Raw genomic sequence first — 13,105 nt, forward strand, 5'->3', positions numbered from 1 at the left:
GAGGCCGCAAAAGGGCAAAAAAATTCCGCCTGCCGTTCCCGCAAGAGGGGGGGATTTTTCCTCGATTGCGCAAAGACAAGCGGATCTGACGAAAAAACAAAAAAAGCACATCTCATGATGTGCTTTTTTGCTGGTGGGCGATAACAGGATCGAACTGCTGACATCCTGCTTGTAAGGCAGGCGCTCTCCCAGCTGAGCTAATCGCCCGTGTAATGGTGACCCCTGCGGGATTTGAACCCACGTTCTCGCCGTGAAAGGGCGGTGTCTTAACCACTTGACCAAGGGGCCGTATTCAGAAATTATGGTGATCCACCCGAGATTCGAACTCGGGACACCCTGATTAAAAGTCAGGTGCTCTGCCAACTGAGCTAGTGGATCATAAATTTGGCAGGGGTAGCTGGATTCGAACCAACGATGACGGAGTCAGAGTCCGTTGCCTTACCGCTTGGCGATACCCCTGGATGGCTCCTCAAGTAGGACTCGAACCTACGACAAATCGGTTAACAGCCGATTGCTCTACCAACTGAGCTATTGAGGAATATATGGAGCGGAAAACGAGGCTCGAACTCGCGACCCCCACCTTGGCAAGGTGGTGCTCTACCACTGAGCTACTTCCGCATGACAACAAGTATTTTATCATGTGCCATCCTCAATTGTCAATATGTTTTTGACTTGTTTTTTACAATTCTTCGCAACGCCGATGCCAAGAACGCTCGTTCATGATAGCAGAAATCCGCATCCCCTGTCAAGCCTTCTCCGGCACCCCAAGGCGGGACGCCGAGGCAAACGGCGGCTGCCGTCCCCGACAGCCCGACCGTCAGGCCAGGACACTTATTACGGCACGGTACAGTTCGTCATGGATCGCTTCCGCCGTCTTCATCTCGCCGCCGGCGGTACAGGTGACGGTCTGCCAGCCATACTGCGCCGCCAGTTCGCCATAGGCGTCATGACATTTGCGCAAAAAGGCCCTGTCCCGCTCATGAATATCGCCGGTAGCACCGCCCGTCTTGCCCTGTCGCCGCGCCATGAGACGCTCCGTCACGGCGAGAGGCACATCCAGCAGAAAAACCTTTTCCGGTACAGGCAACGCCATTTTCGTAAACTCAAAATCCCAAAGCCATTGTAAATACGCCTTCCGTTCCGCCTGATCGTCAATCTTGATCATCTGATACAGCATATTGCTCGTCGTATACCGATCGGCTAAAACGATGCCGCCGCCGGCAAGAAAATCTTTCCAGCCAGTCTGATAAGACGCGAAGCGGTCTACGGCATAAAAGGCCGAAGCCGCATAGGGATTGACGGCATCCGCCGCCGTTCCGAAATCGCCGCGGAGATACATCCTGACCAGAGCGCTCGACTCGCTGTCATAGTCCGGAAAAGAAACGCTTTTCACGCGAAATCCGTCGCGGCGCAAACGAGCGGCAAGCAATTTCGTCTGCGTCGCTTTGCCGCTGCCGTCGCCGCCTTCAATAATAAATAAATGTCGTGTCATGGTTTTTCCTTCTTCATTTTTCATGGATATCGTCAATAACGAGTAAGGTCCGCAGCGTGCCGTCAGCCGCTCCGTGCGCCTCGTAACCTGCCGCCAGCTTGCACCGCAAATAATCCAGCACCGCCGCCGTAACCATTTCGCCACGCGCCAAAACGGGAATGCCAGGAGGGTAAAACGTGATCGTTTCGGCAGATACGGCGCCTGCCGCCGCGTCAAAGGCGACGCGTCTCACCGCAGACTGCCAGGCTTGCCGCGGCGTCAGGACCACGCGCGGCTGCGGCAGCGGCGGTTCGGCAGGCGCCGCACTCTTACCGCGGCCGCCGGCAGCGGCAAGGGCGCGGCAAGCCCGCACCAGGGCCGCCGCCGTCGCCGCGTCATCGCCGATCGTCAGCAATGCCAGCACGTGATGTCCCGCCGTCAGTTCCACTTCAATTCCTTCCCGGCGCAGCTCTTTTTCCGCCGCCGCACCGTCAAGACCGAGAGCAGCCACATCGATAGTCAGTTTCGTTTCATCAAAGGCGGCTACGCCGTCATAGGCGCAGATCTCCCGTCCGAAACAGCGAATGCCGCTGATGGCATTCAGCTCGCGGCGTACGCACCGCGCCAGCGATACTGCCGCCGGCACCAGTCTGCCGCCGTCTGCCGCCATCTGCCGCCGCGCCTCATCCAGCGAGGCGAGCAGCCAGTAATTGGGACTTGTCGACTGTACCAGCGCCATAGCCCGCGCCACCCGGTCCGTATACGGAAACCCCTTGCGGCAGTGAAGCATCGACGTCTGCGTGACGGACCCCAACAGCTTGTGCGTACTCTGGGCCACGCAATCGGCGCCGCAGGCCAGAGCCGCCGGCGGCAACGCCTCGGCGAAGGCCAGATGAGCGCCGTGCGCTTCATCGACGAGAACAAGAAGGCCCCGGTCATGCGCATAAGCCGCCATGGCGGGCAAATCGACGGCAATCCCGTCATACGTGGGATAGGTAAAGACGACGGCCCGCGCCCGGGGATGCGCCGCCACCGCCTGCTGCAGGGAATCCAATGTCGGTCCCAGCGTCACTTCCTCGGCGGCGGCAAAACGGCTTTCCATATAGACCGGCGCGGCGCCGCAGAGGATCAATCCGTTCAGCACGCTGCCATGCGCTTCGCGGGGGATGATGACCTCGTCGCCGTCGCAGCAGACAGCCAGCAGCATGGCGGCAATACAGGCCGTCGTCCCATTGACGGAAAAAAAGGTTCGCCCGGCGCCGTACAGCTCGGCAGCCAAGGCCATAGCCTCCCGAAGCGCGCCGTGCGGCTGAAAAAGATCATCCAGCGCATACATCAAACCCAGATCCCGACGCAGGGCTTCGCCGAAAAGCTCGCGCTGGTATGGCGAAGCGCCTCTGCCGCCCTTATGGCCCGGCGTATGAAAGGGCACCATCCGCCGGCGGCAGTAGTCTTCCAAGGCTTCGGCAAAAGGCGCCTGCAGCTGTCTATTCTCCGTCATAACGAACCTCTCCGAAAGCCTGCAAAAACGGCTGCACCTGCCGCCAGCCGCCGGCACCGGCAAACGCCCTCATTTGCCGCAACGAGCGGCAGAGAGAACCGTGAAGCCTGTATCCGCCGAGCTCCTGCGGCCCGACCCAAGCATACTGCAAATGTTCATGCGAAAGGCGGACAGCCGCCGTTTCCGCCGCCGCCGCGAAAATCACCCCGTTCAGGCAGCTGCCGCCGCAGCAATAATGCCAGATCCCGACAGGCGCCAACACGGCGACGGCAAGACCCGTTTCTTCATGGACCTCACGCCGGAGCGCCGCGATAAAGTCTTCATCCTGCTCCAGTCCGCCTCCCGGAAATTCCCAGTGATGGCGGCGGCCGTCATTTTTCTGAAGCAGCAGCAGTTTCCCGCCGTGAAAAACCATCGCTTTCACGCTCTGCCCCATTTTTCCTTTTTTCTCCTGCTCCATGGACGCCCTCCCTCGTATATGTTGATGCTATTGTACCACATCACCTTTTCGGCCGCTATCCCGTAACAGTACAGAATCATCCCTTTCTGTCCCGTTTACTTTTGTTTATTTTTTCTGTAAAATATAGTACAGATAAAAAATGGAGGGTTGCATCATGACAACAAAACGAGTCCTTGCAATACATGATATGTGTTCTTTCGGCCGCTGCTCTCTGACGGCCGCGCTGCCGGTCATTTCATCCATGGGTATTCAAGTCTGCCCGTTCCCGACAGCGCTGTTCAGCAACAATCTGACGTACGGCACCTTCACCTTTACTGATTTCACGCCGCATATGCAAGAGTTCATGGATAAATGGCAGGAACTCGGCTATACGTACGACGCCATTTACAGCGGCTTTTTGGCTGATGGCGGCCAGACGGCCATTGTCGCCGAAGCGGCGGCGCGTTTCGGCACAACAGACACGTTGATCGTCGTCGACCCGGCAATGGCCGACGACGGCGCGTTGTATCCCGTCTTCAACACAGCCTTTGTCGGCGAAATGCGCAAGCTGATCGGCAAGGCGACGGTTATCACTCCGAACTATACCGAAGCCTGTCTGCTTCTGGACCGTCCGTATTCCGCCGACGTCTTGACCACAAAAGAAGTGACCGACGTCTACCGTCAGCTGACGCAGCTCGGACCGAAGCAGGTCGTCATCACCAGCGTTCCCGGCGCCAACGACGAGATTCGCAACATCAGCTACGACAGACTCTCCGCTTCTTTCAATGAAGAAAAGACTTATCGCATCCCCTTCAGCACCTGCGGTACCGGCGATATTTTCACCAGTGTCCTCACTGGCGCGCTGCTTCGCGGCAAAACGCTCCACGATGCTGTAAAAACGGCTACGACCTTTCTCAGCCATGCCATCAGTTACACGTACAAAGCAAAATCGGATTACAGAGAAGGCGTTCAGGTAGAGCCTTGCCTGAAAGAGCTGGTAAAACTCTGTCCGTAATTTCCCTGCCGACCAATGAAAAAGGACCGATGAATCGAAACGGATTCATCGGTCCTTTTTTTTATCCCCGTCTCACAGGATCATGACGAACGTGCCGGCCGCCGTTTTCAGAGAAATACCTTCTCCCAAGAGCACCGCCGCCAGCAGTACCGTAAAAACGATGCTGCATTTGTCGATAGCCACAATCTGCGCTACGCTGCCTGTCTGCAACGCTTTGAAATAGCAGAGCCACGAAGCCCCCGTCGCCAAACCGGAAAGAAGCAGAAACCACCAGTTCCGACTCGTAAAGGATTGCAGCGAACTGCCGTGTCCGGCAATAAACACCATGGCCCACGACATGACAAGAACCACTACGGTGCGAACGGCAGTGGCCGTCGTGGAATCGACGCCATCCATGCCGATTTTCGCCAAAATAGCAGTCAGCGCCGCGAAAACAGCGGAAGCGAAAGCAAATAGCAATGCCGTCATCAGTATTCCTTCTTTCTCATGATCCTACCTTAATTGTACCCTTTTCTATTTCAAATAAATGCACGGCGCCGGCCCGCTCGGCAGCAATATCCCGTGCCAATCGTTGCGTTTCGGCGGAGCAGGTAAAGAGAAACAGCTGTTTTTCCGCCGCCAAATCGGCCAGAAAAGAGAGGGCCTCCTTTTGACGCACTTCATCAAAGCGGACAAAAACGTCGTCAAGAATCAGCGGCAGCGGTTCGATCTGTTTGGCAAACGCTTCTGCCAAGCTGATGCGGATAGCCAGGTAGATCTGGTCTCCCAGACCGCTGCTCCATTGTTTTTCCGGGACCCGGCGCTGCGTATTGTCGACGGCAAAGAGCTGATGTCCGTCAAAGCTCGCCTGCAGCGTATAACGTCCCTGTGTCATCCGTTCCAGGTATTCGCCGGCCCGGCTGATAATCAGCGGCTGGCGGACCCGTTCGTAGTAAGCCTGCGCCGCTTCAAGTATATGGGCGGCAAATACGTCGGTCAGCCAATCGTCGACAAGCCGTTCCAATTCGGCGGCGCCGTTTTCCTTGTCCTGCAGCAATCTCGCGGCGCTGTCATTCCTGGCCATGCGGCTGAGACGTTCAACAATGACGCCGCGCCGTTCGGCAATGGCCGCCAGTTTCTGTTCTCCTTCCGCCGCCTTCCGTTCATAAAAAGCACATTCTTCGTTCCAGAATTTCGGTTCGTGCACCTTCAATTCGCGGCGCAATTCGGCCAGTTCTGCCGGATTTTTGGCAATCAGCCGCAAATGGGTCTCCGACTGTTCGTGGATTTCGGCGTATTGACGGAATTGCTTGTAACGCAGCACCTTGCTGCGGAACTCCCCTGCCGTAGCGGCGCCGGTTTGTTCCATCAGGTACCCCATCTGCTGCCGCCGAATCTCTTTCTCCTTCTCCAAGCGGTCTATTTGTTCCTGTCGCTCTTCCTGCTGCCGGTCCTGCTCTTTGGCCACTTCCGCCTGCACGCGGATTTGCTGCCATTGGCGATATAGTTCTTCCGTCGTTTCCGGCGTACACTCCTTGCGGATGCCGAGAAGTTGAAAAAGTTGTTCCCCGTTATCGCGATAATAGACGAGTTCCTGATTCAGCGCCCCCTTCGTCTCCTGCCAATGGCGTTCTTCATCGGCCAATGCCTGCCACTGCCGCCAGTTCGTCGCCGCAGCAGTCAAATCAGCCGGTTTCAAGTGAATGAAGCCGCTCCCCTGCTGCCATTCCCGCCATTCCCGATCCAGACGGGCCGCTTCTTCGCGCCAATGCCGGCCGCGCTCTTGCCATTCCTGCTGCAAGGCCGTATACATGACATGCTGCTCCCGTTCCCAGGAAACGCGGCTTTCCCGTGTATGCCAATCGAGGTACCGGCGCCGCAGATCGTCCAGCGCTTCATCCCACGCTGCGGCCGCTGCCGTAGGCTGCAAGGCAATGCCTTCAGCCGCGGCCAGCCCGCTCAATTCCCGATCACAGGCGGCGAGCGCCGCTGACAGCCGCTGTTCTTCCTGCGGTACACGGCCTCGGCGCTTGCCCTGATAGACGGCGGCAATACCGGCCAACAGCAAACTGGCAGCAACGCCGCAGCCGCCGAGCCGCATATCAATGGCGGCCAGCGCGATGAGAAGACCGAAAACGGCGGCAACGAGTACGAAGAGAACCGATAAGGCGAGGTACGTATGCGACGTTCCGGCCATTCCCTCTTGCAACCACGCAAGCTTTTCCGCCGTCTGCTGCCGTACGGTCAGCAACTGGCGGATCTTTTCCATATGGCGTCCCGTTTCCTGCCAGCCGTCCGCCGTCCGTTCCGCCGCATCGCTTGCCGGCTGAGCCGATCCCATCGGTTTCGGCTCGGCGGCCCGCCACTTCTCCTGCTCCTGCGCGACGGAATGCAGCTTCCGTGCCAGCGTCTCGGCCTGCTGCCAGTCAACCGCTTTCGGAATCGTCGCCGAGCCGGACCAGAGACGCAGCGTTTCGGCCAGGCGACTGCTGGCAAAGGCGCGGTCGACGGCGGCATCCTCACTGTCGTTCACGCGCTGCGCCGTTTCTCTCCACGCCGCCGCCTGACGGTGCAGCTCTTCTATCTGTTCACTGCCGCTGAGCCAGCGGTGCCATTCCTCCCGAAACGCCGATTTCGTGCGCAGTCCCTGTTTCATCCCCGTGATCTCCAGATCGAATTCGTTCACCTTATCTTCCAGCTCTCTCCAGCGCTGTGCGCCGTCGGCGGGGAACTGCGCCACATCGGCGAGGGACTGCATGTGCTCCCAGGCATCGCAGCCGCGCTGATAGACTTCCCACGCCGCCAACGGCATCGCGATCCGCTCCAGCTGCTGCCGCGCTTCCTCTACGGCAACGCGAACGGTTCTGGCGTCGACGTGCGTCTTGCGTTCTTCCGCCTGCAATCTGGCAAATTCTTCTTCATCATAAGCTAACGCCTCTATCTTTTTATCGATGTCCTGTTGTGCCGCCAGCAAGAGATTGATCGGCTTTTTTCCCTGCGGTGAAGCGACAAAAAGATCATTCATACGACGCAGCAGGTCACGACGGATCACGCTCATGCGAATACCGCCTTCCATGCTGAAAAAATGACTGCGTACCGTTTCATTGGCGAGAATGCCGAATCCCTGCAGATCTTCAAGGCCGATGGCAAATATCTGGTCATAGGCGTTGCGGTCGAGACCGTGCCACCACAACACGGACGGCTCTTCGTGAAAAACAGTCGCGCCGTCTGTAATATAAGATTCCTTTTCATTGCGGTAAATTCGATAAGACGACCCGTCTTCACGGCAGATATCCATATGTCCGAAATAACCGCGCCAATTGCCGCGCAAATAGCCGAAAAGCATGGACCGCACGTATTTCATCAATGTCGTCTTGCCGCTCTCATTCTGACCGTGGAGGACGATCAGACCGCGCTGCGGCGGATTCCATTCTACTTGATGATAAATGCCGAAATCATCAAGGTTCATCTGCACTATTTTCATTGCCCCGTCCCCTTCTTGCCTGCCATGAGCCGTTCCATTCCCAACCATTTCGCCCGTTCAAAGGCCCCCAGAATACGGGCATCGCCGAGATTTCTTCCATATTCGCCGAGCCTGTCGAATTCCGGACGCTGCGCTAAAATTTCCCGTAGCTTGTCGAGTCGTTCTCCGTCCGGCAATTGTGACAGCGTATCGGCGGCGCGCAGATAATCACCGAGCATATCCGGCAGTCGGCTCCGTTCGGAACTGTTCAGCGGCGGCCGCGTCCGATTGTGAAGCCTGTCGATCATGACGAAAGCATATTTCCCCTTTTCTTCCTCTTGCCAGGCGTCCAGCCAATAACGGACGGCGTCGCCGTCATTGAGGACGGAGTACAATTGTCCCGCTCCGGTAAAGGTCAGATTCAGGAACACAGGTTTGCCGAAAGACCGCCGCAAGTCTTCTTTCAAATGCCGAACGGCCTCGCGCAGCTGAGCCGTAGAATACAACTCGTCGATGGCGATCTCCGCTTCCTGCCAACGAACGACGCTGGTATCGATAAATTGCAGCTTCGCCGAACCGTACGGCCCGACTTCGACGTAATAACACCCTCGCGGCCCCGTTTCCGTCCGGTCGAGCCCCTGCGGATTGCCGGCGTAGACTACATACGGATCCTGTTGCAGCACCGCTTCTTTATGCACATGGCCCAAGGCCCAATAATCCATCCCCGTCGCCGTCAGATCAGCCAGCGAAGACGGCGCATACGGCGAATCACCGCCGTCAACCTGCGTATGGAGCAGCGCGATGGCATACCTGTCGTCGGCGCCGCGTTTGAAGCGTCGCGCCAGATTTTCCCTGACTTCCCGCTGCCCGTAACTCTGTCCGTATACGGCTGCCGCTTCCACTCCGTCTACGAGCAGCGGCACCCGTTCCGGCGCAGCGGCGGAAAAAACATGCACATTGGGCGGAAACGGAATTTCCGCTTTCCACAAATTGAGGGGGTCGTGATTGCCCGTAACCATAAAGACGGCAATCTTATGCTGCGCCAACGTGTGAAGCTGGCGCACGTAATCGAGCTGAGCCGCCAGATTGTGCTCGGCGCCGGTATAAATATCGCCGCACACGAAAAGGGCGTGCACGTCCTTTTCGACAGCGATCTGTACAATTTTCTGAAAGGCCTTGAGCGGCGCGTTGCCGACGATCTGACGCCAGCGGTCGCTGAGTTCGGGAAGACGCCGGAACGGGCTTCCCAGATGCAGATCACCGCATTGAATAAAACGCAACGATTTTTCCATCATCAATCTCCTTCTCCCAACCAGGCGGCTTTAAGCGCCGCCACGGCAGCCGGCAAGTCGGCGCCCGGTATCTTTGAAAACGAAAGGAGAAACTGACATTTCTCTCCTTCTTCTTTCGTTTCATAAAACGGCGCCAGCGCCAAAACACGGCATCCCTTTGCCGCCGCCCGCCGCAGCAGTTCCTCTTCCGTACAGTCGCTGCGCAGCGAAACATGGCAGTATACGCCGGAAACGATCTTGCCCACATGCAGCGAAGAGCCGAAAGCGGCTTGCAGCAGGCGCCGCATGAGACCGCCCTTATCTTGATACTCCTTCCGCAACCGCCTGATTTGCCGCGTCAAATCGCCTTTGCGGATATACGCTGCCAGCGCGCATTGCTCGGCAACAGACGCGCTCTGTCGAAAAAGGGAGCGCCGTTCATTATATCTGGCCATGAGCTGCGGCGGCAAGACCATATAGCTGAGGCGAAGAAAAAAAGGCAACACCTTGGAAAGCGCTCCCATATAGATGACATGACCGCCGCTGTCAAGGCTCTGCAAGGCCGGTACGGGACGGCCGTAATACCGCAGCTCGCTGTCATAATCATCTTCAATGATCAGTCCCGACCTGGCTTCAGCCCAGCGGAGCAATTGATAGCGCAAACCGACGGGCATGACCGATCCCGTCGGAAATTGATGGGCCGGACTGATATAAGCCAGCCGGGCCTTACTTGCCTGCAACGGCGAAAGATCGAAATCCCCTTGATGCAAGGTCAGCGGCACGATACCGTAGCCGCTGCTGCGAAAAATCTCGCGGCCCAGCCGAAAGCCGGGATCTTCAACGGCGACGGAAGCGTGGTCGTCCCGCAGGAGCTGCGTCAAAATAGCCAACAGCGGCGCCGTCCCGGCGCCGACGATGATGTTTTCGGCCGAAGCGCGGACGCCCCGTTCGGCATACGCATAATGGCTGAGTACGTCGCGCAAGGTCCAGACGCCCTGCTCGTCTTGGCAGGACGACAGCAGCTCCGGTGAAGACAGGACGCGATTCATGTGCTTTCGCCACGTATCGAGAGGAAAGCAATTCAGATCCATTGCACCGCTGCCGAAATCATATTGCCACTCCGCCTGCAGTCGCTTTGCCGGCTGCTGCGGCGGCAGCGCCGCCTGTCCCCGTTTATCCAGCAGAGCCACTTCATACCGCGCCTTGTGGCGCCGCAGAATATACCCTTCGCTGGCCAGCTGGTAATACGCCTTTTCCACGATCATTTTACTCACGCCCACAGCCTGCGCCAATTCACGAACCGATTCCAGCTTCGTGCCGCCGGCCATGTGCTGCTGCTCGATTTCCTTGCGGTAGTATTCATAAATTTGTACATAATACGGTTTTTTCCGTGTCCGATCAATTTGCAGCATCTCCGACTCCCCAACTCCCTGGCAATAGTATTTCCTGCCAGTATACTCGTTATATTCGTTTCGTTCTCTCTTTATTGTTAACCCGTTATTGCATTTATTAATTTGACATTATGATTTCTCTTCCGTATACTAACCATATCTACTTGCCTGGAGGGGGAATCTGACATGGAACTTCAAAAACTGATAACGTATACGGAACGCGTCAACGGCGGCGGCGAGCTCACTAAGGAGGAAGCCCTGGAGCTGCTCTCTCTGCCCGACAGCGACACGCCGCTGCTGCTGGCCTTCGCCGATAAGATCAGACAGCACTTTCACGGTGACGCCGTCGATTGCTGCGCCATCGTCAACGGCCGTTCCGGCAAATGTCCGGAAAACTGCCGTTTTTGCGCGCAATCGGCCCATTATGACACCGGTGTCAGCGAATATCCGCTGCTGAGCGAAACTGCGCTTCTACAGGCGGCGGCCAAGGCCAAAGCGGCCGGCGCCACCCGCTTTTCCATCGTTACCGGCGGCCGCTCCGTCACCGAAGGCCCTGAATTCACAGCCGTCCTGACCGCTTTGCGCCGCATCCGCAGCGAAGTCGGCATCGAAACGTGCTGTTCTCTCGGCCTGATCACGAACAAACAGCTGCACGAACTGAAAGCTGCCGGCGTCGGCCGCTACCACGCCAACATCGAAACGGCGCCGTCCTACTTCCCGTCGATCTGTTCGACACACGGCTTCGCCGACAAAGCCGCGCTGATCCGCATGGCCGGAGAAGCCGGCCTGCGCGTCTGCTCCGGCGGCATCATCGGACTGGGCGAAACGCCGGAACAGCGGATTGAAATGGCCTGTACGCTGCGTGATCTCGGCGTTGATTCGATTCCGCTGAATATCCTCAACCCCATCGCCGGCACACCGCTGGCAGCGGCGCCTCATCTGGAACCCTGGGAAATTTTGCGGACCTTCGCCGTCTTCCGCTTTCTCCTACCGCAGGCGCAGATCCGCACTGCCGGCGGCAGAGAAGCCAATCTGCGCTCCCTCCAGGCTTATGCCCTCACAAGCGGCCTGAACGGACTGATGATCGGCGGCTATTTGACGACTTCCGGCAATGCCGTTTCCGTCGATGCGCAGATGCTGGCCGACTTGAAACGGAAACCCGTTCAGCCGCAATGCTGATCTTCGCCGCCGACCATTGCCGCAGCGACGGCGGCACCGACAAGCTCTCCATTCCGGCTGATGGCGGGGTACGCCGGGAGCGCCTGCGTCCGGCTCGGCTCGGCCGCCAGACAGGCCTGCATGCCGTCAGCCATGACCGCTAGACTGCCGCGCACTTCCGTCAATACGCCGCCGGCGACGGCTATTTTCTGTCGCGGTATAACAGCGTTGCCGTACACATGCCGCAAGACAGCGGAAACGGACGCTCCGGCGAGCTGCGCGGAACGGACAAAAATAGAGGCCCCTATCTTGCAAAGATGCTCCACATCCGCCGGCGGCACGAGACGATTCCACAAGCGCCCCATACAATGCCGCGTCTCTCGCAGACAGGACGTTTGTAGCAGTCCGTTCATCTCTGCCGTCGTAAAGAACGGAATATCGGCGCAGTCGAAATAATCACACAAGACGTGCCGGTAGATTTCGGCAAGATACGCGCCGCCGATCATCTTCCCCAACACCTGACGCCCCGGCTGCGGCGAAGCCTCATCAACGCGCCGGTCCCAGACCGTCCCCGTCAGCTCGCTGAACGACGCTGCCGCCGCATGGACGAGCATCTGCCGCCGCGGTTCATACCAGCAGACCGTAAAGCCGGCGTCGCAAACGACGCCGACAGCGACATCGCCATACCGGTACGCGGCAGCCAATAACGATGCTGCCGCATCGTTGACGACGGCCTTCACGCGGCACCGCGCCAGGCCGCGCCGTTCCAGCGCCTGCTGCAGCAGTTCGCCGGCGGCCTTTCCCGTCAACGGCCGAAGCAGCTGCGCTTCTCGCGGCGAAGGCGGCGCTACGGCAAACGGCACGGTCAGTCCGAGCGCGCAAGGCGGCGTTGTGCCGACGCATTCGGCAACGGCGGCGGCGAGAAAATCAAAAAACGACGCTGCCGTCGTACCGGCGTCAGCGTCATCGTAACACGCCTTCCGCACGGGACGCTGCACCGTCTTTTCCAAGATATAGTACCCTTTGCCGAAAAGACGGACGCGGCCAACGCTGACCTTGGTGCCGACGAAGGTCAGCGCCAAGTAGAGTCCCTGTTCCGTACCTGCAGGCAGCGGCAAGTACGACGGCTGCACCGAAAACGCCGCCTCCACGCCGTTCAGTGCCCGTTCCAGCTCGTGCTGAAACGCCGCAGAAAACGTTTTCAGCCTGTCGTCGGTCCAGTAAAACCACTCGGCCCAAGCGCTTCGGTCATCTTTACGTATCGTCGCCATGCGACACCTCCTCTGCCCAAACAATACTACTTTATTTTACCATAAACCAAGAAAATCTGTATCACCTTAACGAAAATTCCGCAACTTATCATTGAAATTTTTTCCGCAAGCGTTTATAATTCATAACAGAGTGAGACCGTAAAGGC

Annotated in this window: 10 protein-coding genes and 6 tRNA genes; 2 read left to right on the forward strand and 14 right to left on the reverse strand. The window is 57.9% G+C overall.

Going from position 1 to position 13,105, the window contains the following annotated elements; genetic code table 11:
- Nucleotides 1-131: 131 nt before the first annotated feature.
- From HMPREF1250_RS06550 to HMPREF1250_RS06590, 9 genes are all read right to left on the reverse strand, one after another.
- Nucleotides 132-207: transfer RNA gene (locus tag HMPREF1250_RS06550), tRNA-Val, on the reverse strand.
- Between the two features lie 6 nt (nt 208-213).
- Nucleotides 214-288 (reverse strand) — tRNA-Glu (locus tag HMPREF1250_RS06555).
- Between the two features lie 14 nt (nt 289-302).
- A tRNA-Lys gene (locus HMPREF1250_RS06560) sits at nt 303-378 on the reverse strand.
- A gap of 7 nt (nt 379-385) precedes the next feature.
- Nucleotides 386-459: transfer RNA gene (locus HMPREF1250_RS06565), tRNA-Gln, on the reverse strand.
- 3 nt (nt 460-462) lie between these two features.
- A tRNA-Asn gene (locus tag HMPREF1250_RS06570) sits at nt 463-538 on the reverse strand.
- A 5-nt stretch (nt 539-543) separates the two neighbouring features.
- Nucleotides 544-618 (reverse strand) — tRNA-Gly (locus HMPREF1250_RS06575).
- 199 nt (nt 619-817) lie between these two features.
- Complete coding sequence (locus HMPREF1250_RS06580; RefSeq protein ID WP_023053838.1) at nt 818-1,492, reverse strand: dTMP kinase; 675 nt, start codon at nt 1,490-1,492, stop codon at nt 818-820.
- Between the two features lie 13 nt (nt 1,493-1,505).
- A complete protein-coding gene (locus HMPREF1250_RS06585; RefSeq protein WP_023053887.1) occupies nt 1,506-2,972 on the reverse strand; it encodes an aminotransferase class I/II-fold pyridoxal phosphate-dependent enzyme in 1,467 nt (488 codons plus the stop codon).
- Nucleotides 2,959-3,432: an NUDIX domain-containing protein gene (locus tag HMPREF1250_RS06590; RefSeq protein WP_023053848.1), complete on the reverse strand. Its 474-nt coding sequence runs from the start codon at nt 3,430-3,432 to the stop codon at nt 2,959-2,961. Before HMPREF1250_RS06590 ends, HMPREF1250_RS06585 begins: the two co-directional genes overlap by 14 nt.
- A 154-nt stretch (nt 3,433-3,586) precedes the next feature.
- Here HMPREF1250_RS06590 and HMPREF1250_RS06595 point away from each other — a divergent pair, with 154 nt between their 5' ends.
- On the forward strand, nt 3,587-4,426 hold the full coding sequence (locus HMPREF1250_RS06595) for a pyridoxamine kinase (protein ID WP_036242870.1): 840 nt from the start codon (nt 3,587-3,589) through the stop codon (nt 4,424-4,426).
- A 72-nt stretch (nt 4,427-4,498) separates the two neighbouring features.
- On the opposite strand, the gene HMPREF1250_RS06600 is transcribed toward HMPREF1250_RS06595, so the two are convergent.
- The 4 genes from HMPREF1250_RS06600 to HMPREF1250_RS06615 are packed head-to-tail and all read right to left on the reverse strand — an operon-like array spanning nt 4,499 to nt 10,551.
- A complete protein-coding gene (locus tag HMPREF1250_RS06600; RefSeq protein ID WP_023053801.1) occupies nt 4,499-4,894 on the reverse strand; it encodes an EamA family transporter in 396 nt (131 codons plus the stop codon).
- A gap of 16 nt (nt 4,895-4,910) precedes the next feature.
- Nucleotides 4,911-7,889: an AAA family ATPase gene (locus HMPREF1250_RS06605; RefSeq protein WP_023053833.1), complete on the reverse strand. Its 2,979-nt coding sequence runs from the start codon at nt 7,887-7,889 to the stop codon at nt 4,911-4,913.
- On the reverse strand, nt 7,886-9,163 hold the full coding sequence (locus HMPREF1250_RS06610) for a metallophosphoesterase family protein (RefSeq protein ID WP_231391296.1): 1,278 nt from the start codon (nt 9,161-9,163) through the stop codon (nt 7,886-7,888). Before HMPREF1250_RS06610 ends, HMPREF1250_RS06605 begins: the two co-directional genes overlap by 4 nt.
- On the reverse strand, nt 9,163-10,551 hold the full coding sequence (locus HMPREF1250_RS06615) for a PLP-dependent aminotransferase family protein (RefSeq protein ID WP_023053803.1): 1,389 nt from the start codon (nt 10,549-10,551) through the stop codon (nt 9,163-9,165). The genes HMPREF1250_RS06610 and HMPREF1250_RS06615 overlap by 1 nt, the downstream gene beginning before the upstream one ends.
- Nucleotides 10,552-10,716: 165 nt before the next feature.
- Here HMPREF1250_RS06615 and bioB point away from each other — a divergent pair, with 165 nt between their 5' ends.
- Nucleotides 10,717-11,709, forward strand: coding sequence for a biotin synthase BioB (bioB, locus tag HMPREF1250_RS06620; protein WP_023053765.1), 993 nt, complete (start codon nt 10,717-10,719; stop codon nt 11,707-11,709).
- On the opposite strand, the gene HMPREF1250_RS06625 is transcribed toward bioB, so the two are convergent.
- Nucleotides 11,694-12,959: a hexokinase family protein gene (locus tag HMPREF1250_RS06625; RefSeq protein WP_023053862.1), complete on the reverse strand. Its 1,266-nt coding sequence runs from the start codon at nt 12,957-12,959 to the stop codon at nt 11,694-11,696. The two genes, bioB and HMPREF1250_RS06625, sit on opposite strands and share 16 nt — an antisense overlap.
- Between the last annotated feature and the right edge of the window lie 146 nt (nt 12,960-13,105).

The sequence above is a fragment of the Megasphaera vaginalis (ex Srinivasan et al. 2021) genome, from assembly GCF_000478965.1.
Lineage (GTDB): Bacteria > Bacillota > Negativicutes > Veillonellales > Megasphaeraceae > Megasphaera > Megasphaera vaginalis.